Raw genomic sequence first — 24,575 nt, 5'->3', positions numbered from 1 at the left:
GACGCTCCTTTATTAAAAAAGTTTCATCCTCGACCGCTAATTTTTAAAATTTTAGCCCTGGTCACGGTTTTATTTCCGTACTTATGGTTTAACCTATCGATTATCGGGTAAAGATTTTCCCGCCGTGGATCTTCTCCAAACAGCGATATTTGCCGGCCCGATTCTACCGGAATTAGCGGTGTTGCTGTTACCCCAATTAACCTTACCGGTAATTCACCGTGGTAATTTTCTAAAAACAGCCTTTTGGCTTCCCGGTATAGCACCTCATCCATCCAGGTCGGCTCAAAAAACATTGTATGCCGGGTATAGGTTATAAAGCTTGAAAGGCGAATCTTAACACTGATTCCGCCGGCATAAAATCCCTCCCGGCGAAGCCCCCGACCCACTGCCATGGTAAGCCCTAAAAGCGTTCCTAAAAGGTAATCCACATCACTGCTGTCCTTTTGCAAAGTAATTTCTTTGCCTAAAGATTTCGGTACTCTTTCCGGAATTACCTCCCGAAAATCAATTCCCCGGGACAAATAATATAAATTCTGTCCCAGAACCCCAAACTTTTTCCTAAGAAAAAACTCCGGCAGTTCCCAGAAATCCTGGACAGTTTTTATCCCCATGTCATTTAACCGTTCTTTCATTTTCTCCCCAACTCCCCAGAGCATCTCCACCGGTAACGGTGCTAAAAAATCCAGTATGTTGTCTTCGGTAACTTCACAAAAACCATCCGGTTTATTTACTTCCGAAGCTAACTTGGCTAAAAACTTATTGGGAGCAACCCCTACCGATGCCGTCAGTTCCGTCTCCTCAAATATCCGCTTTTTTATCTTTTTCCCAATTTCAACCCCTGGTCCAAAAAGCTTTTGACTACCGGTAACATCAAGATAAGCCTCATCCAACGACACCGGTTCTACTAAAGGAGTGTATTCCCGAAAAATCCTGAAGATTTTCTCCGATACTTCCTGGTATTTTTTATGGTTTCCGGGAATAAATATACCGTGGGGGCAAAGTCTTGCCGCTTCCCATAAAGACATCGCCGACCTTACTCCAAACTTCCGCGCTTCATACGATGCCGCCGCTACTACCCCCCGCTCTCCAGGAACTCCACCCACAATCACCGGTTTCCCTTTAAGCTCAGGATTATCCCGCTGCTCCACCGCTGCAAAAAAAGCATCCATATCTACATGAATAATTACCCTCTGCCTCATCTTTCTCACCCTTGATTTTAGTACATATGTTCGATTACATTATAAAAAAATTTTTCGGGCAAAACAACCTGCCCGAAATAAATTTCCTGTTGCAAAATAAAAAGAAGTTTACTATAATAAGTTTTGCAGAGTTTATGGACAGTGCCGAGATGGTGGAACTGGCAGACGCGCCGGACTCAAAATCCGGTGGGGTAACACCCGTGCGGGTTCGACTCCCGCTCTCGGCACCAGATAAAAGATAAATCGGCTTAAGGGCCGGTTTTTTTATTTCATTAATTTCGTTTAATTGTAATTTTAGCGTACATTATGTATAATATTATCGAAAAGGTGGTGTACCGCTTATGAAAAAGGTGATAGCTATATTTTTCAAAATGTTTCTAATTATTTTAATGTTTTATGGACTGTTTCAACTTTTAAATTATAATTATAAAAATTGTGTCTTAAACTTTGGCAAAAAAATAACCTATCAAATTATCCAGAAAAATGAGGCTAATAATAAAAAATTAATATTAAATAAATCAATTGAATACATAATAAAAAATATTAAATACGATGAAAATAGTTCATATTCTTGGTATAAGCCATTAAGCAAAACCTGGGTTGAAAAAAGTGGGGTATGTTTAAATCAAACCGAGTTATTAGCTTCATTACTATTAAGCCATAATATAAAATCAAATATCGTTATTGGCTATCTTGATGGTTTACCCCATGCCTGGTTGGAAGTAAACGACAACAACTTGGGTTATTTAATTCTCGATATAACTTACATACAAAAATTATATGAATCCAAACAAATTAAAGACCTAAATGAAATTTTTAATCATGATTACAATCTGTACTGTGTTGAATGTAATTACCAAAAAGATTCCATCGCTACGAACTTAAAAGGTGCTTACTTCTTGATTTATCGACGTTATCCTATCTTGAGTGAATTTTGGGATAAACTTAAAGAATCCCCATTATAAAGCAAAAATATTTCATTCAGCCAAAGCCATAATCAATACTTTTTTTATAACTTTAATTTCCATTTCATGGGTCCCGGTAATTTCAGCTAAAGCTAAAAAATTTTTTTTTTATTATTTTGCTTAACTTCAGAAGCAATACTTTTTACCACCACTTCAATAACATCCAACCTTTTATTTAATTCTTCTTTTAACTCAGCAATTTGCCGCTCCGTTTGCTCCCGGTGAGCTTGCTGAATTTCGGCCAGCAGTTGAAGTTTTAGATTATTTTCCTCAATTAAGGCAGTCTTCTTTTACTCCTTGCATATCTTGTTAAAGATCATTAATTTCCTGTTTCATACCTTGCTTGTCTTGTTTCATGTCATTCATATCACCCTTTAGCCCCTGCACATCCTTTGCTATTTGCTGTAAAATCCCCAGTATCTGGTTTTCCATAAAAGTCACCTCTTAATAAAGAAGCTCTCTATTCTTAATTTTCTTCCCTGGTACCAGAAACTTTTAAAGCTTCCTTTTCTCTTTTTAAACTTTTAATTTCCCGATTAAGCCTGAAATAAACTCCAGTCCCCAGTAAAATCACTGTAAAGGCTCCAGCCAGGGCTGAGAGAAAAATTACCAGAACCAGGGGAATTTGCGGTAAACTCCAGAAGAGAAACTTTATCGCTACCGCCGTTTGGTTTTGAAAAGCAAAAATAGCAATAACTATGGCAAAAATTAACGCCACCACAAAATAAAGCTGCCCTTTAGACATAAAAGCACCTCACTCTAAAAGGTTCATATTAAACCGGAAGAATTGTAATATTCTTTCACGCCATTCTTTTTGATTAAATACTCTACAATTTCCTCTTTTGTTAAATTATAAGTTTCTTTTAAACCGTTTACAATGGTTTTTAAATACTTTTCCGAAGGCCGGTTAGCGGTTTTAGGTACCTGCTGCCAATCTTGATAATACACACAAAACGCCTCCGGGCGAAAACCCAGAGGCTTTTTTATTTGATTACCCTTTCCGCCATTAAAGCTCAATCGCTTCCTGTTCAAGCCTGATATTTAGGGCTAACATCATTTCAATAACCGTCCTGAAATCCTGATAAACCGGGTCTTCCAGGGCTTTAGTAAGTTTTTGCCGGTAGCTTTCAGAAAGCTTCATCCCCCGTTCCTTATATTTTAAAAGGGTATCCAAATCCATCCAGAGCGGCTTAAAAGGAATCCCCGTTTCCCTTTTCAAATGTAAAAAAATATTAAAACCGCCCAGGTCAATATCGCCCCAGTGGTAAAAATCAATACTTAATCCCCGATTTAAACAATAATCATAAATTTTTCTTAAAAATTTCCGCTCCATCTTCCCGGCAAAACCGCCAAGATAAAGCACTGCATCCTCCGGATAGCTTCTTACATACTGGTAATAGGAAGTTAAATTTTCTACCGTCACCACCCGCTGAGCAGTAAAATCGGCAATTTCCAGCTGCAGGGCAAGTCCGGCCGGAAAAGCTACATCATAATTAAGCCCTTTAAGGTCAAAGAGCCGTCCATCCGGGTATTTAAGGATAACGGGACCGGCAAGATGAAGGTAGACCGGGTTATTGACCACCCCAAACTCGGAAAAAACGGCTTCCCCGGATACCTCAATATCTTTAAAGTAGTATTTTTGCAAAAGTGCGGCAACTTTGCGCTCCACTTTTAAAAAAAGTTTACTATCGCCCAGATACCGCTGGCTAAAAACCCTTTTGGGTATTTCTTCGTTATTCAGGGAAAGAGCGTTTAATACGGCAACTATTATTTCTGCATCATCATCAAATAAAGGCTCTATCAACATATCTTTTTTCAGTTCCCCGAGCCATTCGGGAAAATCGTTTAAATTAGCCCAAAGCTTACGGTAATGCTCTTCTTTTTCTTGAGGTTTTTGCCGGGAAAGCTTTTCATAAAGAAGTTCAGCTTTTTCAGGATTTAGTTTAACATGCCTTAAAAGATTATCTTTTTCAAACCGCTCCCAGACTAAGGTGATAAACCCTTCCCGCTCCCAGTCTTTAAGGGCTGCATGAAATAGAGCTTTAAACTCCCCATCGGTAAAATAGCGGGGAAAAGTATTTTCGGCGATTTTGATAAGCGGCCTTTTCCCCTGTTCATATTTCTCCAAAAGCTCCTCTAACAGCTTTTTAACCTGATGCACTGGCAATCCTTATCCCTTCCTTGGCTCCATCATAATAAAATTCCTCCACAAAACTTTGATCTCCGGCCCTTAATACCAGTAAATTGGTTTCCACATGAGGAGCAATCAGAGCAAGCTTATCCGAAGGCACGGCAATAATCGGCTGCAGACCGTAAAATTTCATAAACCTGATACTCGACTCCACCCTGTCGGCATCCATCCGGTTAAAAGCTTCATCAAAAAGCATTAGCCTTATAGTGCTGTCGCCCCGGTGTATCCGGTAAAGCTGGACAAAAGACGCCACAATTGCCACATAAAAGGGAGTCTGTGTTTCTCCGCCGGACTTTAAACCGTAGACTTTGGAGTAATGGGAAGTGGTTCCATCGCCGTGGAGAATCTCAATATCATAGGTTAAGTAGTTCCGGTAGTCGGTTAAACGATTTAAAAACTCCCCGGCCTCTTTATCCCGGGTTAAAAACCCTTCAAACATCTCATCCATTACTTCTTTAAACTTTTCCCGGATAGTTCCACTAAAAAGGCTTGTCTCCCCGGGAGTTAACTTATCCACTTCATCGATAAGCTCCATGTATTTTTTATACTCCGGAGCATTTTCGTACCTGAACCGGTATTCATCATCCCCAAATTTTATGCCCCGCAAAGCTGCATTTAGCTCCCGGAATACCCCTTTAGCCTCCTCAATGCTTTCTTTTAACTTATGCACAAAGTGGGATTTAAACTCTTCCTCCGCCTGGGCTTTCGCCCGCTCCATCCGTTCTTTATAATCCGGAAGCTCACTTTCGGCAAGTTTTTTGTATAAATCAAGAAAATCGGTAATATCATCCCCGGTTATGCTGCCGCCAAAAGCATACTTCTGGTTAAACTTACTTCTTAACTCCGTTAAATCCGCCCGAAGATTATTAATTCTGGTCTCAAGGCCTTTTAAACTGCTCAAGAAATTCTGGGCAATTTGTTTCGGGCTTTTTCCTTTTAATTCTTCTTCAAAACGTTTTTCCCCATCCCCCACCAAATCGAGATTCTTAGAACAAAACTCATCGTACTCCCTCCGGGCAGATTCAAGTTCCATCTTAAGCTGTTTTTCTTCTTCAGTTTTCAACTCAATTTCTTTAGTAACCATTCCCAGCCGCTTTTGAACTTTATCTTTTTCTGCTTCTAAAGCTTTCTCTTCTATAGCAAGTTTGGCAAGGCTTTCTTCCAGCGCTTTAATTCCAGAAGTATCGATACTTTCCCTTTCCCGGGAAAGTTTAGCTATTTTTTCTTCGATTTCCCCAATCTCCAAAAGCTCCATCAAGCGGTCCTCCAACAGAGCATACTCCCGGTCCTTTTCATCCCGTGCTCCTGAGAGTTCCTCCTGTCGTTCGGTAAGCTTAAACTTCTCCTGGTATAACTTATCAAGTTCCTGCTCTAATTCCTTGAGCTCCTGTTCTCTTTTTTCGATCTGTTTTTTAATAGCGCGGCTGCCGATGTAAGGTATTTCGTAAACTTTAAAATCAATCTGCCGGGCAGTGTGGTTTTGATAAACCATGCAGGTCGGGGTTATCGACCGCGGATAAAGTTTTAACTGCCCCTCGTGTTCACACTTTATTACCCGGCCCATTAAAAACTGGGCATATGCCAGAGCGTAGGGATTCTCGCTGGTAACTTCTTCCGCCAAAGAATTTTTCTCAATTTGTCCTAAATACTTTTTCACCCGGCCGGTATTGACAATCCCCACCCGGGAAATTCGCCGCTCCTTTTTATACCGCTCGTAAATGGCAAGAGCCCGGTCAAAATCCTCCGGTGGCAGGATGATATCAAACCTCTGGGTATTTAAATATCCCTCCACCGCATTCTGCCAGCGTTCATCCTTGACCTCAAGTAACTCCGCTAAGATTTTCGGTTCCACTTCTTTTTTCGCTTCTTCCCGAAACTTTTCCTTTAAAAGATTAATTAACGCTCCCACTTCCGGAGGATAGGTATGCTTGTTTTGCCTTAAACCATCAAGGATTTCTTCGATTTCCTGTTTTAAGGCCTTTTTTGTAGAAATCTCGGCTTCTATCCGGTATAACTCCTGCGCCGTTTGTTCTTTTAAATTTTTCCGAAAGTTTATAAGCTCCGGTAAAAGCGCTTTTACGTCTTTTAGCCTTAAATTTAAGACCCTTTCTTTTAAAATTTCTGCCTGGCTAAAACCGTATTTTTTATATATTGCTGCTTCATTCTGTAAAAAAGTCTGGACTTTTTCCTGTAACGTTTTTAACCTTTTTTGTTCCGCCTGGAGCTCTTTAATTTCTTTCTCAATCTCCGTTAACCTCCGGTACGCCGAATTTTCCCAGAGGGCTTTATTCACATCATCCTTTTCTTCCCGTACCTCTAACAACCTTTTTGTAAGAATGTTTAGCTTTTCCTCAAGCTTTGCCTTTTCACCGGCAAGCTCGTCTATCTTCCTATTTAGGTTTTGATAACTTTCCTGCAAATCAACAAGATTTCCCCGTAACACCAGGTAGCGGTGCAGATTCCGGGTTGTTATGTCTTTTTTTAGCTGATTATGTTTTTCTAAGATTACTTCTAAATCGTGTAATTTTCTCTCGGTTTCTTCGGCCAGAACCAAAAACCGGTCATACTGCTCCAGGTTTTCCAAAAGATTTCTTAAATCGATTTCCCTGGGCTCTAACAAATATTCATAAACAAATTCCCGGATGTCCTTAATCGATTTAAAGGAAATGGCCTTAACAAATAAAGAGAAAAACTTTTCATGGATGTGACCAAGTTTGGTCCGCAGCTGATGTTTATACGCATCTTTGGCCAAAAGCTCTGCATTTTTTAAAGGCCCCATTTTGGCGCGAAACTCCGTAATATTCCTTGGCCGCTGATCAACGATAAAGTAGTCATCGTTTATAGAAGCATTATTTATGATAAAAAACTGTTCTTTTAAAGTATCATCGCTGTAGGCATCAATTACTACCCCCACTAAAAACGGCTCCTTTTTCTTATGGTCAAAAAACTCAAGGCAGATAACGGAAGTTACGTCACCGGTTCTCAGTACCCGTTTCCCCTGGGCCCCGTCGGCCCCGGTTTTACAGCGCACATACCCCAGTAAATCCCTCTTAGAGTGTTCTTCCCCTGCCGATGAATTAAAGCGCACTTTCCTCTGGTCCGCCACCAGAACATACTGGATAGCATCCAAGATGGTTGATTTACCGGAACCGTTATCCCCGGTTAAAAGAGTTGCCCCTTTTAGTTTAATAGTCTCATTTTGAAAATAATGCCAGTTTATAAGCTTAATACCCCTGAGCTCTTTAAAATTTTCAGCTTTCATCAGCTTCTTCCTCCGCTTCTCTGCTCTTTAAGCTCTCCAGATACGCCCGCAAATCTTTATCGGTCAGAACCACCGCCAGCGTAGGTAGCAAGATTATTCGCGTCTCGGGAAAAGTTTGTGCTCCATCGGGTAGGATTATCAGCCGGTAACGGGAAAACAGGGAAAGACATTCGCGAAGAGATTTCTTATCCAAAGGTTTATCTTTAATTCCCAGTTCCCGAAATCTCTCCTGAATATCAAACACCGTCACCAGTGGATTTTCCGCAAGAGTTAGCTCCCGCCGCTTTTCCTCATAAAGGGTTCGTAAAATTAAGAGTACTAAACTTTCCACTAAATTTAACCTAAGCTTGTTAAAATCACTGCTACCTGCCGCCTGGTAAATCCTCTGGGCTGCAAAGTGCACCAGTTCCCAGCCGGCAAGCTCTAAAAAAGCTCGCACTTCTTTTTCATGCTGGTAGATAAAATAATAGTCTTTTCTATCCTCTTCAAGGTCCCGGATCACAAAATTTTGCGTAAGAAGCTTATTTACCGCCCGGGTAAATTCTTCCCGGGTTTTAGGTGAATAATCTTTGATTAAAAGAAGTTCTTCCATTTTTTCCCTTCCTTACAATCTTAATGTTTTTAAACGCAAAAGGTCCTTTTTGCACTTTTTCTCCGGCAAAACGCCGTTTGTCTTCTTTAATAACGTAAACCGCTTTTTTGTGGCGAAAATACGCATTTAGGTAAATTAACTTGATAAAATCCTCCAGGTTTTCTACCAGTTCTACTGCTTCCACTTCTTCCCGGCCTTGGGCTTTTTCCAGGAAAAATTCGTTTATAACATCGACCGAATACCGCTCCCTTACTTCTTCCAGTGTTTTCCTTAAAAGCTCTTTTTTCTTCTCCAGCGGTAATTCCACCAGCTTTTGTTCCGGCCGGTGTTCGCTGGCCGGTTTTCTTGGTTTATAGAGAGGGTCTTTATTAAAAAATTTAAATTCATTAAGTTTTACAGGTAAAGCATATTCTAAATAATCTTTTAATGATAGCTCTTTTTGCATTACCTGTCCGGCGATATAATCTAAAATATCTATAAGCGTCCTGGTTAAATCCCGGTCAGTTTCCAGTAGATACTTAAGCTGTCGGTAAGAGCTTTTGGCATAAAGGGCGTTATACCGGTCAATTTCCTCCAGGTAAAGATCAAGCTCCCGGTAGGCAGTTCTGATAAACGAAGTTTTTTCGTAAAACTCCTGCCGAATAACTTCTTCCGGCTTTTCTTTATCCCGCTCCCGATATAATTTTATTATTTCATCCACATGATCCATTTCCCATTCGTTAATTTTGTTAATAATTGCCGGACGGTAGCGGGAAACATGGTCGGAAGTTTTCAGGCGGTGGTAGTTCTGGTCGATAATGTTCTGGGTATATTCTTCAAAGTGGAGGATTAGAAGTTCTTTTGCCGAAGTTTTACTTACCGCTTCTTTGATATAACCTTTAATGTTGTCTCTTAGCGTCTTTAAGCTATTTAAAAGATTCCGGGTTTCCCGGTAAGCGCTATCTAAAGCCAAATCTTTCTGCAATTCGGCTTCCGGAGAACACAATGCACTGTAAGTAGCAAAAACATACCCCCGGTATTCCTCCGTTTGCCGGTTGGCTATTTTCTCCAGGGCTTCTAACATAACCCGGGCAGGCTCCGTAATCGTCACATACTGCTGGTAGTCATTATCCTCTTCTAAATTAAACCAGCCCACATCCTGAGAACATAATCTTCGCAAAATAAAATTGGCCCGTTCCCGGGCGCTTCCCATCTCCTCTTCGCCCTCTTCGGGAACAAAATCCTCCCGCTCTTCAAGAACGTCGGTTATTAAAGCGATAACATCCTCCCGCTGAAGCCGAAAAGGAGTTTGCTGGTAAAGTTTATAGATTTGTAAAAGTAAATCAGCGTAAATCTCCCGGTTGGGCCCGGCCAGTATTCCAAAAAATCTTTCCGGCACTACCGAAAATAACTTCATTCTTTCTTACCCCAAATGTATGATTTTTTTATATCATAACAAATTCTCAGGAAATTTCCAAAAGAAATGTAGTTTAAGCTTTTTAATTATATAATTCTCCAGTTTTCGACTTTTACCTGCAAAAAATTAAACGTAAACTTAAATCTAAAGGTATGCTTTTGTGATACATTGTGTTATAATATAACCAAGTCCTAACTGTTATATGATATAAAAAGAGGGATTTATTTGAAGATAAAACGTATTGACTGGACTCCAGATAGAATTAACCATATCGCAAGGCATAATATTTCTCCTGAGGAAGTTGAGGAAGCTGCCTTTGATAGCCCTTGCGTTATTCAGGTTCTAAAACAAGCCGATAGAAACCCTGAGCAAAAGATTTACCGTCTTCTTGGTCGTACATCTGAAGGAAGATATATTGTCTTTATTTTTATCTATGAAGGGCATGGAGTAGCTTATCCTGTTACAGCAAGGGATATGACCCCAAAGGAAAGGAGGTATTACCTTGAAAGACTCTCGTGATTTTATCGAAAAAACCGCCCAGTTTTTTGATAACATTGATACTCAAGATTTGGAATGGGAGGATGCAACAATAAAATTTGAACGTCCTGAAATGGTTCATGTTTCCGTCCGTATCCCTAAAGAGGATCTAATTGCAATTAAGAAAAAGGCCAAACAATTAGGCATTGGTTACTCTACCTATATCCGTATGGTCTTAAGAAAAGAAATTTCTAAATAAAAACCAGCCGCACCGGCTGGTTTTTATCGTTGTTATTTGTCCAATTTTAATTTTTGTTTTTGTGCTATTTTTAAGTATACTAATATTAGATATTGAGCTATTTTTTAAAGTGAGGTGAAAAAATGATAATATCTGCCACCGAATTTAAATCCAAAATTGGTAAATACCTTAAGCTTGCCGAAAAGGAAGAAATCATAATTACCAAAAACGGCAAACGTATTGCTAAGCTAACAAGTGCTGTAGAAGACAAAACTGCTATTGTTAAATCTTTAATAGGTATTTTGCCTCATACCATATCCGAAGAGGAAGCAAGAGAGGAGCGCCTTCACCTGTAAATCCAATTACCCCGGAAGATTTTATCTCAAGCTTTTTTGCCGAAGAAAATATCTAACATCTCCACTTCAACCACCGGAGCTTTACAGCTAAAGTTTTCACACACGTAAACCGTAGCCCTTTCCCCAGGAAGAGGCTTTTTATCCGCAATATGCGGTATTATTTCCTGGATCTCTTGCCCCGCATCGCCTATCGGGTGGAAAAGCACTACCGAGTTTGGTAAATACGCCAAATTTATTTTTTCGATCATCGCCCGGGTGTCTTCTCCACCCGGTTCTCCTGCCACCACTACCTCTTTTACAGGTCCAAGGTAAAATATATACGCCAGCAGGTAAAAGGAGTAAGCAGAAGGTATCTCCGAAACTTTGCCGGCAAAAGTCGATAATATTTCCTCGGCTTTTTGAAGAAAGTCTTCCTCACCAAGCATCCGACCAAGACGCAAAAGATTTAGCGCCGCCACCGAATTCCCAGAGGGCATAGCTCCGTCGTATATTTCCTTGGGTCGAGTGATTAACTCTTCACCATCGACCCCGGTAAAGTATAACCCCCCGTGTTTTTCATCCCAGAAAAGTTTTAGCATCTCCCTTGTGAGCTCTACCGCCAATTTTAAATACCTTACTTCAAACGAAGCCTCGTAAAGCTCAATTAATCCCCAGATAAGAAAAGCGTAATCATCCAGATACGCTAAAACTGCCGCCTCTCCCTCCCGGTAGCGGGCTAAAAGCCGACCATCGTCCCTTCTAAGCTTTGAAAAAATAAACTCTGCTGCCTTTTGAGCCATATTTAAGAGTTCCTGATCCTGCAGTACCCTTGCCCCTTTGGCCAGCGCTGCAATCATTAACCCATTCCAGGAAGTTAAAATCTTATCATCCTTATGCGGCAAAACCCTTTTTTCCCGCTCTTGATAAAGTTTTTGCCGCATTCTATCCAAACTTTCGGTTAATTCCTCCAAGCTTTTTCCAAACTTTACGGCCATTGACTCCAAATCAGTATGGATTAAATTAGGTATGTTCTTACCTTCAAAATTGCCTTCCGGGGTTATATCATACACCCGGCAGAATAACTCCCCCTCTTCCGGACCAAGAACTTTTTTTACCTCATCCTGCGTCCAGACGTAATATTTACCCTCAACCCCTTCCGAATCGGCATCTTCCGCGGAATAAAACCCTCCTTCGGGTGATGTCATTTTTCTTTTGACATAGGTAAAAACCTCTCGGGCAACCCGGGCATATTTTTCTTTTTTCGTCGCTTGATAGGCTTCCAGGTAGGTATACGCTAAAAGAGCATTGTCGTACAGCATTTTTTCAAAATGAGGCACCAGCCACTCCCGGTCAGTGGAGTAACGGTGAAACCCGTATCCTATATGGTCATAAATCCCACCCCGGGTCATCGCCTCTAAAGTTTTTTCCGCCATAAAAAGAGCTTTTTCTTCCCCGGTCCTCTTCCAGTACCGGAGCAGAAAAATAAGATTATGAGGAGTGGGAAACTTGGGCGCTGGCCCAAAGCCGCCGTATTCGCTATCAAACCTTCCCAAAAACTCCCGGTAGGCTTTTTCTAATACTTCTTCGGTTAAATCCCCTTTTTTACTTTGCGGCATCGCCTGCATAAATTCATAAAGTCGCTTACTTATTGTAAGAAGTTGCTCCCGGTCAGTCTCCCAGAGTTTCGCTATTTCCGTTAAGATCTCTATAAGTCCCGGACGGCCCCATTTAGACCTTTTGGGGAAATAAGTCCCGGCAAAAAACGGCTTTTTCTCTGGAGTCATTATTATGGTAAGAGGCCAGCCTCCCTGCCCCGTCATTGCCTGACAGGCGGTCATGTAAATCTGGTCAATGTCCGGCCGTTCTTCCCGGTCTACCTTAATGGCCACAAAGTGCTTATTTAATAAATCTGCCACCTCTTCATCCTCAAACGACTCCCGCTCCATCACATGGCACCAGTGGCAAGTAGAGTAACCAATTGAAAGAAAAACCGGCTTATCTTCCATCAGCGCTTTTTTAAACGCTTCATCTCCCCAGGGATACCAGTCCACAGGGTTATAGGCATGCTGCAGAAGATACGGCGACTTTTCGTGGATTAAGCGGTTGGGTTGTCTCATCTTTTTTCACCACCAGGAAAGTTTTAAAGTTAAAAATCTTGAGTAAGGTTAAATCAAATTAAACATTGCTAAAATTGACATTAATAAATTTGAGCTTGCGTGAAACAGCCACCCGGGAATTATCGAACCACCTGCTCTTTGTTCATTTATCCATCCTATAATCCAACCAACACATCCTGTGATTGTAATTATTATAATTATTCCCCATAAACCCACGAAAGTATAAAAAATAAGCCCATGTAAAAGCCCAAATAATAATGCTTGACTAAAATTTGCTATAGTAAATCCAAATTTTGCACTAAGGCGCTTATTAATAAATCCTCTGAACAGTATTTCTTCCGAAAGGCCTGTTTGGATAAAAGAATAAATTAAAGCTGGAAGTAATACTGCTTTACCTTTTCCTGAAAATTGTGATATTGCCAAATTTGCTGAATCAATAAACTTAGGTAAAATAATAATTGTTAGTAGAAAAAATAAAACAATACTGCCCAAAAACAATGTAAAAAATTGTTTTTTATTTGTTATTAATGGCTTTTTAAATCCAAGCCAGTGTAAAAAATTCTCTTTTTCTCTTGCCGTTACTAACCACCATATAAATGGAACTAATGAAAAAATTACTACTTGAAGCAACGCATTAAATAATGATGAAATTGTATTTATCTTAATCATCTCCCTTTAGTAAAAATTTCTTTGTCGACAGCAAACTAAGGTTTTTTACATTAATAAAACCACTTCGTCGGCAACAAGAATATTTAATGCACAATTAAATTATAATTACTTTTTCCCTTGCCTGTTTTTCGGCTATTTTTTTTATAAAACTCTTCTTCTATTTCCCGATTTTGTTTTAAAAGCTTAGCTGGCATCCTTCATCCTCCATTACATCCTCCATTAATTTTTGTGAATATAACAAAAATTCGCCATAAAAACTAACTTCCCTGCCACAAAAAAACCAGCCAAAAAAAGGCTGGTTAGTAAAAACATATATTTATAATTTCAGTTCTTCTCAGTGTAAAAATCTGGCCTCATGGTAAATAGTTTAAGTGTAATATAAGTGTAATATATTAATAAATATCTAACCGTGATCTTAATTCTTTTTTGCCTGATTTATTATTCAATACCAAACTCATCATTTATCTGTAACCAATATTCTGCATTACGACATGCATTTTCTATTTCAACTTGCGCCCATTCCCGAATCCGACGTAATGGATGATTGAGAAATTTTCGCGCAATCTCTTCCTCCTTCCTGTGCTGTAACGCAATATCTCCTGTATATATTTGAATACCGTGAACACCAATACAGAATTCCCGAAAAACTCGTTCATCATCTTCAAACTTTTCTAAGACGAATTCTGTCAAAGGCGGAACTACCGCTTTACCTTCATCATCAATAAAGGGTATAGGTAAGTGCCTTGCTATTCGACGTGCTGCCTCCACTCCATGCATTTGAATCCAATCCATAATGATAGGAGCTGGAATAGATTGAATTAAATTCCTATAAATATCGATAAAAAATCTACTTCCATTTTTACTATCTAAAGCAATTGCGCCTACTCGATCCATCACCGTTTCCGGGTATTTTGGGCCTAAATCAATTAGGAATTTTTCACATTCTTTTCTATGCATAAAGTTATCACTAATAAGGCCTGTAACAGCAATACCGATAGCCCGATCAGGTTCATAATTAGTAAGAATTTCAAGAATTCGAGTCCACCAATATGATTCCCCACCCCCATCCTTTGCAGTAATTTCCATAAGGCGCCAAACCATAGAATAGATACGCTGGTGTTGCAAAATTGACGCTTCTTCATCTTTTTCTTCATCTTTTAGCCGGTAGGCAACTAATCTAATACCAACTCTAATCGCAGAACCATCTCCGCTTTCAGATGCTCTAATCAATCGTACAAAAATCTGCTCAAATTCTTCAATTAATAGTGGCCTCTGTCCAACTCCACGAAGAAATTCTTGTAAATAGGCAGCCGATAATTTCAATTCATCCACAAGTTGCAACGTTCGTTGAAGCGGTTTTGTAAATTCACCACCAGCTAAAGCTAACTCATATGCTAACTTCGGATTTAAATTTTGTATTTTATCAATCCAGTCATTCACTTTGTTTAAATGTTTAGGAAAAGCAGTTAAAAGTCCACGAACATAACCTCCGGCAAAATTTGCAGTATTAAAACGGTAAGCTGAATCGAGAATCAAATTGAGATATTTTGCATCCTTATCTAATTTTCCAATCTCCTCGCCTAAAAATGCAGAACTTTTTGCATTAGGAGAACATAGCCATACAATTTCCTGAATTAACTTTTTAGGATATTTAAGGCATTCTATTGCAACGGAATGCAACTCAGTTCTCCACTCTCCCTCGTCGCCCAATATTGAATGCTGCCACGGATCTCCACCAACTATAGTCACAATCCTTCCGTGAAAATCTGTTAGCTTTAATAATCTTAACCACTGTCTTACCTCGTCTATGTAGTTTTGCGATAATGGACAACCCTTTTTATGCTCTGACTTACAATCAAAATGCAAGAATTCTTGAATTTGTCCAATAATTTCCACACGCATTTGGTCGTCCAGAACTTCGCTGGAAAATAAAGTTTTCAGGGAACTTAAGTATCCTGATGTAAGTAAAAATCTTGTATGCTTAATCGCGATTTCTAATGCTTTCTTCTGTATTATAGGAAAACTTGAATTAGCTATTTTTTTTAATAAATTTGTTGCCGCATCCAAGCAATCTTTTCGTTCACTGTACGTTTTTGGCTGCCACTCTTCAGGAGGGATTCTGCCTGCTACAATAGGAGGACCAAGCACGCGCGCTGAAAAAGGTGTAAATATACCATCTAAGGCTTCCAGTGCGAGAAACGAGACTTCTCTATCATCCGCAAAAATCCTCTCCTCAAGCTTTTTTAACCGCTCCAAAAATGGAATAGCAGTTCCAGAAAGAAAGATGCGGAATAGCTGCTTCCAGATATTTGTAGCATTGTTACCGATACGAAGTTCAGTTTCTGCAAGTGAAAGTTTGAGTAAAATCCTTTCGGCATCCTCAAAATGCTCTGGGAACGCTGCAATACGCTCCATAAGCCACACCAATGAACGCCGAGGTCCCCACCGACCAGCTATACTATCCCCTTTTATAGCAAATAGTTCTTCACGAGTCCCTTTTTCAATAATACGGCGTAATGTTGGCAAATACGTATGAGGATCCATTTCAACAAGGGTTACGAAACGATCCACCGTTTCGATAGAGACCAGATCTCTTGGGGTAATGCCATTTGCCCATTTACGAAAAAAGTCAGCAACTGTTTGTCTTACAGTGTCTGATGCACTCTTTGCAACTCGCTTTAAAAAACCTTCAAGTAGCGATTGGGGAATTGATTCCAAGAATTTTTGTGGATCATCACTTGCCCATTGCTTCCATGCAAGATCAAAGCCTACTTGAGCGATGATTTCTGGTGTAACATAGAAAAACCTGCCAGCCTTAGATACAAAACCGGGTCCATCGTGAAGTTTATTTGCCACTTCTTTAAGCTCTTGCGAACTAATTTTAATTAACTCGTTTAAGTCATCCAATTGATGAGTAAGGTCACCTTTCATGCCAACTTTCGTAACAAGTGATAAAGCTTGCAATACCATTAATTCACTATTACTAAGACGCTTGCTTAGATAATCTCGAATATGGGGAAATATAGGTTCAACATTTCCAATACCTGCAATCAACCCATCATTCCTGCATAAGTCCGCAGCTAACCTCACAAAACCTTTTGCCAAGGCTGCATAAGCCCTTCTTCGTAACACAGGCACTTCTGGGTAGTTTTTCTCTAAGATCTCCATTAAAATCTCTTCAGGAATTTTTTCCAACCATATTTCGGGTGTATACCAAAAATGACGTTCGCTAGAATTATCAATGGCAATAACCCGAACACGATTTCTAGAGCCCCGTAATAATTCATTTAACCGCATACGCGCCTCTATGCCACACTCATCCGCAACGAGAATGGCAAAAAGGTTGCTATCATTGGCCAACAATCGAGCCAGTTCATTTGCTTTTTTTTCATCGTCGGTATAAGCTACAAGAAATTTGGCATTTTTTAAGTTAACTAAACATTCATAAACCAGTCGAGTTTTTCCTACACCAGCTTCACCAAAAATTGGTAAAACAGCATCAGGTATTTCATTTTTAAAGTTGACATGTTGCATAATTTTTTCCCGAACATTAGCCCATGTTGGCACGAACACATATTCTGGTGTCAGGTTAGTAATGTTGTTTCCCCATGCCTCTATATGCAAACAGGAACTAAGTAAATTAGGTCGAAAATAGTAACTTATAATCGTTGGAAAGCAATTTGCCCACCTTGCAAGATCGCTTGCTGTTAAAATTTTTGCTTTTGGAGCATTAGGTTCAATTTCTCTAATGAGCTGAGTTATGTACTCTTCCCATTCTTGCTTTTCTGGAGCAGACATATCATCACATATACATAAACGGTATGCATAACCTTTTTTAAGCAACAATGTTACATAATTTTTGTTAATCTCTTTCCTTAAATTTGACTTCAAAAAAATATTCTTCGCTTCTGTTGCTTTGTATTGCCAAATAGTTGGGGTATCTTTTAGCCAACCAGTCCAATCTATGGGAATAGGCTGACACACTTCAGTATCTACGCCACCGTCTGGGATATTCGTCCTAAGATTTGTGCGAATCTCACATATAGGAAATCCGCTAATAGTTGCTTGAGCACAAATCAACGCATCTATGAATTCTGAAAAACATTCACCTCCAGGAGTTCTCCCAATATGAATTACATCAAACGCATTAATCTCCCAAAGCAATGAACAACACCTCCAAAAAAAAAATTTGCTTGTCTATCGTCAAATTTTATTGTTTTTAAAAAGACTTTTACTACGAAAGTTTCAAATTTTTAATCAAAGGAGCATCAAAGATTACTTGTTTAAAAACTTAAAGGATATTTTTAATTATTTTTCCTTCTTATGGCTATATTTACCTGATTTCTACATTTTCTTTTAAAATCCTTTAGTTTTGGTTAAATAAAAAAAGTTTTTCGAATAAACATTATCAAAATATAATTATCCTTCTTTTAACATGAAAGGTATAAACATTTTCCTAATATGGGTTAACACTTGCAATAGAAGGGTATTGCCTACCTCGCACAAAAAAGATAAATCCCCGGCTTTACATGCTAGGGATTACCATCTTCTCATTTTATTTTAAAAATCCCAAAAACTCTATTTAAGACATTATCATTCTTAACTCCAATAAATTCATAAAAATTTTTCTTTATAAGCACCAACGGAGTTTTCCTTTCTATACAGCCATCTCCCAGATAATCGATATAATGCTTTTTTTCCTCATCATTGCTAAACAGTTTTTCTTCAACAAAAATTTTGCCGTCCTTACGAACTATAAACATTTCCCTCTTATGTTCAAACAATAACCGCCATTTATGCCTTCCTTCTTCAACATAATCGTCAAAAGGTTTTAGAGGAAACCATTCTGGAATTGGTAAACTGCACATTTCATAGTATTCCCTAAAAATTTCCCTGGCAAGATTAAGAATATTTTCACCGTCAAATAAAGGTTGGCCTGCATTGAGTTTTCCTCTTACCCGGTAGAGAAAGTCGCGAAAAAGAATATCTGAGGCATTATTCTTGATATCAGCTAAATACTGTTTCATTTCCTTGTTAAAGTTATTGGTGTCAAAAGGATTATCAATCTGTAAGTAATACAGCCGTCGTTGAACCTGGTGGGCCATGCTTACTTTTTCCGCGTTTGTCGTCAGAATAAAAGTAGGATGCTTTTCTAATGCCGCATTACTGGTTTCTTTAATTTTATTTTCACCGGTTGATGCATTGAAAAAGTTAGGCGGAACTTCATCCATTAACACAGGTGTTACATTTTCTGTAGTAAAAAAGCTTTGAATAAAAGGAGAAAGACTTTTTACCCCTCCGGACGGCGATTCAAAGTAATAAGGCGCTTTATAACCAAGTAAAAGACCTATAAATTCTAAGGCAGTTGTTTTTCCTGATTTTGCTTTTCCTCCTATAACCAGGTAAATTGGAATATCGGTTTTAACCACTTCTGAACCGCTTTCAATACTGATCCTTCTTCGTGCAAGCCAGATATAAGGAGAAAGAAATGCATACATTATTGCTTCCATAACCTTGCTGCGATGGTCCTTTGTCTCAATAACAGTAAATCTTTTATATGCTTCTATAAAGTTATTTATCACTTCAAGAGATGCCTTTATTTCCTCCCTTGAAGCCTCCCGTGAGAACTTACTTATCTTATTTTCCACGTCATCAGTAAAAATAATATCTTTATCCAGCTCATTATAAATGAGCCGAGGGCGTAAATCGATATCCTCATATTTTTGCATGTATTTTGGAGAAAGGATAGTTTTTATGGTATGAAGGTTTTTCTTTATTTCCTGCTGTGATTTTAAATAATAAACCTTTCCCGATTTTTTAAAAACTTCACTAATAATTTCTTTTGTTTTTACATCTTTTTCTAGCTGATATTCAAACATTTGTTTCTTTTTTTGCTGTAAACTGTGTAATTCCTCAAATTCATTTTCCTGTAAGACTAACCGTGTTTGATTGGCAATTAACTTTTCGACCTGTAAATCAGCTAATACATCGGGAGTATTTATAATAATAATATTGGCTGTTTCATTATCTACTTCCTGTAAAACTTTTTTCTTAAGCGACGAGTTTATATAATCCACCGAATCATTAAATATTTCCTCAAAACGTTCAAAATATATTTGAAATAATTTAGAATCATCGTCAACAACAAATACTTCTTCATACTGCAGACCTGAAAACGCCTGCTCAGTTAAGTTTGTAGACCCAATTATCACTCTCTTTTTTCCGGTAGTACCATTTTGTAATAAATAAATTTTAGAGTGAATAACTTTCTTAAGTGGATACCGTATTTGAATTCGTTCTTGAGCAATATTTTTTTGAACTTCATACTCAAGTTCATTCCAAAACTTTGCCATTTCCTCTATGTCAATTGCTTTAGCAAGAGAATCTGCAAAATTTAACTGGTAATTACCATCTGGTAGTCCCAGAACAAACTTTACTTTTTTAAATCCCCGGGTTAAATCCGAAAACAATTTACCCGAAGAAACATAACTAATTCCATAAAACTCATCAAATAAATCTGAATTGAATATTTCTTTCTTACCCCAGGAAACTTTTTCTCCATTCGCAACGATATGAAGTTTATTCGTTAATGTAATTTCTGTTGAAAATAAGGTATCCATAAAAACCCCCAAAAATTATTCTAATGCTTATTTTCGGCATAAAGAGATTTATTCCTGCAAATTCATTTTTAAGCCCAAATAAAAAATCTGGAATAATCCAGGATAAAAACACTATTCCTTAAATTTTTTGGTGTCAACCGGCCTAACCATCACCTTGGACGGAAATACTACTGGCCGAAGATGCTCCGGAAGGTGCCTTAATTGCCAATCTCGTTCTTTCACAGCTATAAGCCAAATTTACACAAAATATAAACCAGCCATTGTGACTAGTAAAAAAATTTATTCATATTCTTTATCAACCCCTATCCAACCTTTTTCTGTTTTCTTTAATGTATAATACACATAATCTAACATGAATTCATCACTATCAAATGATTTCACTGTTAATTTCTTTGATTTTTTGTTCTGCCGTTTCGTTATCATATTTTCCAGACTAAGAAGTTATTTTTTGTGCTAATTATGTAATCTTCTAATGAATCATAAAAAGTTTGCACTGTACTTTTAAGTTGCTCATCTTTTAACTGCTTTACTAATTTCTGCTCTTCTAAAATTAATTTCTCTTCTTCCTCAAAAATTTTTTGAATCTTGTTATCTTTTTCTATTAAAACTTGAAAATATTTTTCAGCACTCGTAATATCCTCACCAGGACTTGCACTTGCATTTTCATTGGCAATCTTAATAACTTCTTCCAAGTAATTGCCCAAACTTAGCTCAAATTAAGTGGCCGTAAATTTAGCTCACTTATCTAAACAAATTCCTTTTCTATTTGGCCACGGAATCTGAGCATTGAACAGTTATTTTATGTGGGTAGAAACATGTAAAGCAGGAAATTTTTATATTGTGTCGTAATTAGTAATATTGATGGAATTAACAAAAATTTTTGTATTTTTTGGGAGGTGGCTTATGAATAATACTTCCAATACTATTAATGAGCTAAAAAATATTCAATCAGACATAAATAAATTTCTAAAGCTTTTACCAAAAATGTATAAATTAGAAGTGAGTGAGTCCTTTTTTGCTAACTTAATTAATTTGAAAGAAAATATTTTTCACAACTTTAATAATTTAAACAATAATTTAACTTTAGAAATTGAAGAATTTCAAAAACAATTTAAAGAAAATATAACTAAACTTAAAAATTCATTTATAAACGAACTAAATACCTGTTTAGAAGAAAATGAAATAAAAATAACTGGTCAACTTCCTAAAATAGTTTTTGATATGTTTTCTTTAGAAATTAATTTTGAAAAACGCAAATACAAACTATTTTTTGGTGACCAAAGAAGCTTACTATCCCAAGGTAATTTATCAACTCCAGAACAATTAGCTAAAACAATTATTAATGAAGTAAACAACATTAAAAAACCTCGTTGGAAATCGATGGATGAGTTTAATAGAAAGTTATATGATATTTATATCCAAAAATATAAACCAAAAGAAAAAATGAGCATAACTGATCTTTATTTCAATTTAGTAATTTCTCTTCAAAGTAAGGATTTTTACATTGAGCCACATCCAAAAAAAATGACTTATATTTATACCAGAGCCCAATTTGCTTATGACTTATATTTATTAAAACAGGAAAACATCGCAAATAAAATTAATTTAGTTACCAGCAATATTAGTAAAGCAAATAAAGCTTCAAGTATTTGGGTCCCAAGTGGTAATAAACTTGAAGGTACAATATATTGTGAATGTTACTTTAACGAAAGATTTTAAAAGGAGGAACATAAATGAGTGAATTACCTCAAATTGATAAAAGACTTGCAAAAAACATTATTCATATTGTTGGAAGTACTGGAACCCCTCCTGAAATAGGATGTAGTTATTTTTCTGTTGGATTAGATAGTATATTAGATGCTTTTGATAAATATTATTTCAAAGATTTAATTTTAAACGGTCAATCTACATTTAAGCTAATTATTGCAAATTATGGTTACGGAAAAACCCATTTTTTATATAGTATTCGTGATTTAGCTTTCGATAACAACTACGCAGCAAGTTATGTTTCCTTAAATAACAATGAAACCCCATTTCATAAATTAGAGCTTGTTTATAAAGCAATAGTCAACAACCTGATGGATCCTGAAAATAAAAAGCCAGAAAATGTTTTTAATATAGAAAAAGGAATTGAGTACTTTCTTCGACGTTGGATTATAAAAAAGAAAGAAGAATTGATACAAGCTGGACTTTCAAACGATGAGATTAACAAAGAAATTTTAAATCATCTTAATTCAATAAAAGGTGTAGAAAATACAAGTTTTAAAAACGCTATTGTTAATGCTTTAAATGCTTTGTTAAGAGAAGATGAAAATGAATTCGATATAATTATCTCCTGGATTAAAGGTGAAGGTTTCTTTCCTTCTGTTCATAAAAAATATGGCATTTTACATAAGATAGACAAGTCAACTGTCTTTCCAATGATAAGGTCTTTATTAGGTATAATTAGACAACTTGATTATAATGGGCTAGTTATCTTATTTGACGAAGGCGAACGTTTTTCTACGTTAGGTTCAAGAGCAAAAAAAGAAGTAGCCCATAATTTGCGTCAATTAGTTGATCAATGCGGACAAAGCAATTTCAAACATTGTCTTATTTTATATGCAAATACAGATGAAAATTTCTTAACTCAACCTGATTATGATTACGAAGCGTTAAAACAACGCCTAAATTCATATTTTACTGAATTTAATCCTCTTGGTACAAAATTAAATTTATTACATATAAACAACTCTAACGAAGAACTATTATTTCAAATCGGTTTAAAATTAGCAAATATTTTTGAAATCGCTGAAGATTTTACCTTTAATGAAACTGAACTCAAGACCTCAATTAAATTATTGGTTGACGAAACAATGAACTGGCAATTTAATGAAGAGGGATTAAAAAGATTTTTTGTCAAAAAGTTAATTCATTGTCTTAAGTTTATAAAAACTTATGGAAAATATCCAACGGAAGAAGAAATTAAAAAAATAGCAAATGGTGAAATGTAGCTATGCTGGGCAAAACTGTTTTTTCGGACGAATATGGGTACGGGAAAGTTATTGGTACTCGATTTATGCAAGATGAGTTATATATTGAATTTAATCAACCAAAATTAAAAAGATGGTTAAAAAGAAATAAAGTTAAAATAATCGAAGACTCCTCACTAATTCCTGAAAAAAAAGAAAAAATTGAATCTGTTCCACTATCTGAAGAACTTAAAGCAAGAATGAGCTTGGAATCATTACGTTTAGGTAATGTTCCTTTATATCATGCCGAACAAATAATTGTTGGTAGAAAACATGAAATAGATACATTAAAATATTTTCTTAAAAGTGATAGTCAGAATGTTATTTATTTGGTCGGTAATTATGGTAGCGGCAAAACTCATTTTCTAAAATGGCTTAATGAAGTTGCTTTAGAAAATTATTTTGCTACAGCATTAATTGAACTTGATAATATTGAAGTTCCACCCAATAATTCATATAAAATTTACAAGAAAATATTAGAATCATTAAAAGTAAAAAAAGGGAATGTCCATTATGATTTCATTGATCTCTTAAACTTTTTGATAAAAAATATAAAAGAAAACAAATTAGATTATTATGGAAATAATCGGATTCTCTATTCCTTTTTCAGCTATATAAAAACATTTGATAATATAAATATTTATGAAGTTTTAGAATGGTGGTTAGGATATTCTAAACTCCCTAAAATGAAAAGTAAAATCCCGACAGTTCAAACTGCAACAAATGTTCATATAAATTTATTAACTTTTTTGAGTGATTATCTTACAAGTTATTTAGGTTTTAATGGACTTTTAATATTAATTGATGAAGCAGAATTCATTGAAAATACCCTGCTAAATCTTCGCCGTATGACTTTAGCAAAAAACTTTATTAAAGCTCTAACATTAACATGTAAAAATTCAATTATTTCAAATGAAGGATATACTGATAATGATCAAAATATGACCATTGGTAAAAAATCCGGTCTAATCTATGGTGCCAACTATACTGACATTCCTTATATTCACAAATCTCCAAATTATTTAAAAGCTGTAATCGCTTTTACTCCAATAGAATTTGCAGATGAATTAATTGACGATTTTTCTTTAGACGTAATAGAATTAAATGATTTATCTAAAGATGACTATAAAATTCTTACACGAAATATCATTAACCTTTATAATTTAGGCTATAAACTTAATATCAATGCTGAAGATTTCATTGAAGAAAATTTTGAATTCATTTTCCAGAAATCCAACAATTCTACTCGACTTTTTTCAAAATTCGTTATAGAAAAACTCGATCTATATAATTATCAACTATTTAAGGAGGGAAAAATAAAATTTTAGACAAAAAAATAAGCTATATCTTTTTGAGAAATTTCCGGGAATTAAGTGAAGTTCAAAAAAAAGCAATTCCTTTAATCTTAGCCAATGAGAATCTCACTATAATTGCCCCTACCGCAAGCGGAAAAACTGAAGCAGTTATAGTCCCAATTGCACAAAAAATTTTTTTATTAAAGCA

Annotated in this window: 21 protein-coding genes and 1 tRNA gene; 9 read left to right on the top strand and 13 right to left on the bottom strand. The window is 36.7% G+C overall.

The window, feature by feature from the left end:
- Positions 1–23: 23 nt before the first annotated feature.
- Positions 24–1,199, bottom strand: coding sequence for a DNA polymerase IV (gene dinB, locus ciss_RS04120; protein WP_075865041.1), 1,176 nt, complete (start codon positions 1,197–1,199; stop codon positions 24–26).
- Positions 1,200–1,342: 143 nt separating this feature from the next.
- Between dinB and ciss_RS04115 the strand changes: the two genes are divergently transcribed.
- Together ciss_RS04115 and ciss_RS04110 are read left to right on the top strand one after the other, a co-directional pair.
- Positions 1,343–1,429, top strand: a tRNA-Leu gene (locus ciss_RS04115).
- Between the two features lie 111 nt (positions 1,430–1,540).
- Positions 1,541–2,164 (top strand): transglutaminase-like domain-containing protein, encoded by a 624-nt coding sequence (locus tag ciss_RS04110; RefSeq protein WP_075865040.1) that lies wholly within the window; start codon positions 1,541–1,543, stop codon positions 2,162–2,164.
- Positions 2,165–2,473: 309 nt separating this feature from the next.
- Here the strand turns inward: ciss_RS04110 and ciss_RS13670 are convergent, their stop codons facing one another.
- The 7 genes from ciss_RS13670 to ciss_RS04080 are packed head-to-tail and all read right to left on the bottom strand — an operon-like array spanning position 2,474 to position 9,605.
- On the bottom strand, positions 2,474–2,596 hold the full coding sequence (locus ciss_RS13670) for a hypothetical protein (protein ID WP_268874196.1): 123 nt from the start codon (positions 2,594–2,596) through the stop codon (positions 2,474–2,476).
- A gap of 34 nt (positions 2,597–2,630) precedes the next feature.
- Positions 2,631–2,909, bottom strand: a complete 279-nt coding sequence (locus ciss_RS04105) for a LapA family protein (RefSeq protein WP_075865039.1) — start codon at positions 2,907–2,909, stop codon at positions 2,631–2,633.
- 23 nt (positions 2,910–2,932) lie between these two features.
- Complete coding sequence (locus tag ciss_RS04100; protein WP_075865038.1) at positions 2,933–3,112, bottom strand: hypothetical protein; 180 nt, start codon at positions 3,110–3,112, stop codon at positions 2,933–2,935.
- Between the two features lie 58 nt (positions 3,113–3,170).
- Positions 3,171–4,325 (bottom strand): DUF2220 domain-containing protein, encoded by a 1,155-nt coding sequence (locus ciss_RS04095; RefSeq protein ID WP_235837239.1) that lies wholly within the window; start codon positions 4,323–4,325, stop codon positions 3,171–3,173.
- Positions 4,312–7,617 (bottom strand): ATP-binding protein, encoded by a 3,306-nt coding sequence (locus ciss_RS04090; protein ID WP_075865036.1) that lies wholly within the window; start codon positions 7,615–7,617, stop codon positions 4,312–4,314. Before ciss_RS04090 ends, ciss_RS04095 begins: the two co-directional genes overlap by 14 nt.
- Positions 7,607–8,209 (bottom strand): DUF4194 domain-containing protein, encoded by a 603-nt coding sequence (locus ciss_RS04085; RefSeq protein WP_075865035.1) that lies wholly within the window; start codon positions 8,207–8,209, stop codon positions 7,607–7,609. The genes ciss_RS04090 and ciss_RS04085 overlap by 11 nt, the downstream gene beginning before the upstream one ends.
- Positions 8,172–9,605, bottom strand: coding sequence for a Wadjet anti-phage system protein JetA family protein (locus tag ciss_RS04080; RefSeq protein ID WP_075865034.1), 1,434 nt, complete (start codon positions 9,603–9,605; stop codon positions 8,172–8,174). Before ciss_RS04080 ends, ciss_RS04085 begins: the two co-directional genes overlap by 38 nt.
- Before the next feature lie 225 nt (positions 9,606–9,830).
- Between ciss_RS04080 and ciss_RS04075 the strand changes: the two genes are divergently transcribed.
- The 3 genes from ciss_RS04075 to ciss_RS04065 all read left to right on the top strand — a co-directional run bounded on the left by ciss_RS04075 (position 9,831) and on the right by ciss_RS04065 (position 10,676).
- Positions 9,831–10,124 carry a BrnT family toxin gene (locus tag ciss_RS04075; protein WP_075865033.1) on the top strand — a complete coding sequence of 98 codons (294 nt, stop codon included), beginning with the start codon at positions 9,831–9,833 and terminating at the stop codon, positions 10,122–10,124.
- Positions 10,108–10,341 carry a CopG family antitoxin gene (locus ciss_RS04070; RefSeq protein WP_028052347.1) on the top strand — a complete coding sequence of 78 codons (234 nt, stop codon included), beginning with the start codon at positions 10,108–10,110 and terminating at the stop codon, positions 10,339–10,341. The genes ciss_RS04075 and ciss_RS04070 overlap by 17 nt, the downstream gene beginning before the upstream one ends.
- 122 nt (positions 10,342–10,463) lie before the next feature.
- Positions 10,464–10,676: a type II toxin-antitoxin system Phd/YefM family antitoxin gene (locus tag ciss_RS04065; protein WP_075865032.1), complete on the top strand. Its 213-nt coding sequence runs from the start codon at positions 10,464–10,466 to the stop codon at positions 10,674–10,676.
- Between the two features lie 26 nt (positions 10,677–10,702).
- On the opposite strand, the gene ciss_RS04060 is transcribed toward ciss_RS04065, so the two are convergent.
- From ciss_RS04060 to ciss_RS04040, 5 genes are all read right to left on the bottom strand, one after another.
- Complete coding sequence (locus ciss_RS04060; protein WP_075865031.1) at positions 10,703–12,772, bottom strand: thioredoxin domain-containing protein; 2,070 nt, start codon at positions 12,770–12,772, stop codon at positions 10,703–10,705.
- Positions 12,773–12,820: 48 nt separating this feature from the next.
- Positions 12,821–13,441: a CPBP family intramembrane glutamic endopeptidase gene (locus ciss_RS04055; RefSeq protein ID WP_075865030.1), complete on the bottom strand. Its 621-nt coding sequence runs from the start codon at positions 13,439–13,441 to the stop codon at positions 12,821–12,823.
- Between the two features lie 438 nt (positions 13,442–13,879).
- The gene (locus ciss_RS04050; RefSeq protein ID WP_075865029.1) at positions 13,880–17,605 is read right to left on the bottom strand and encodes a hypothetical protein; all 3,726 of its coding nucleotides are present in this window, start codon (positions 17,603–17,605) and stop codon (positions 13,880–13,882) included.
- Between the two features lie 386 nt (positions 17,606–17,991).
- Positions 17,992–20,061 carry a phospholipase D family protein gene (locus ciss_RS04045; protein WP_075865028.1) on the bottom strand — a complete coding sequence of 690 codons (2,070 nt, stop codon included), beginning with the start codon at positions 20,059–20,061 and terminating at the stop codon, positions 17,992–17,994.
- A gap of 419 nt (positions 20,062–20,480) precedes the next feature.
- Entirely contained in the window at positions 20,481–20,753 is a 273-nt protein-coding gene (locus tag ciss_RS04040) for a hypothetical protein (RefSeq protein WP_143298471.1), read from the bottom strand.
- Positions 20,754–20,964: 211 nt separating this feature from the next.
- Between ciss_RS04040 and ciss_RS04035 the strand changes: the two genes are divergently transcribed.
- From ciss_RS04035 to ciss_RS13800, 4 genes are all read left to right on the top strand, one after another.
- Positions 20,965–21,780 carry a hypothetical protein gene (locus tag ciss_RS04035; RefSeq protein ID WP_075865026.1) on the top strand — a complete coding sequence of 272 codons (816 nt, stop codon included), beginning with the start codon at positions 20,965–20,967 and terminating at the stop codon, positions 21,778–21,780.
- 14 nt (positions 21,781–21,794) lie between these two features.
- Positions 21,795–23,054, top strand: a complete 1,260-nt coding sequence (locus tag ciss_RS04030) for a BREX system ATP-binding domain-containing protein (RefSeq protein ID WP_075865025.1) — start codon at positions 21,795–21,797, stop codon at positions 23,052–23,054.
- Between the two features lie 2 nt (positions 23,055–23,056).
- On the top strand, positions 23,057–24,400 hold the full coding sequence (locus ciss_RS04025) for a BREX system ATP-binding domain-containing protein (protein WP_075865024.1): 1,344 nt from the start codon (positions 23,057–23,059) through the stop codon (positions 24,398–24,400).
- A gap of 23 nt (positions 24,401–24,423) precedes the next feature.
- Positions 24,424–24,575, top strand: a 152-nt coding sequence (locus tag ciss_RS13800) for a DEAD/DEAH box helicase (protein ID WP_369689009.1), incomplete at its 3' end; no start/stop codon positions are given.

The organism is Carboxydothermus islandicus (assembly GCF_001950325.1).
GTDB classification, from domain to species: Bacteria; Bacillota; Z-2901; order Carboxydothermales; family Carboxydothermaceae; genus Carboxydothermus; species Carboxydothermus islandicus.
This window is presented reverse-complemented; position numbering and strand designations above follow the sequence as displayed.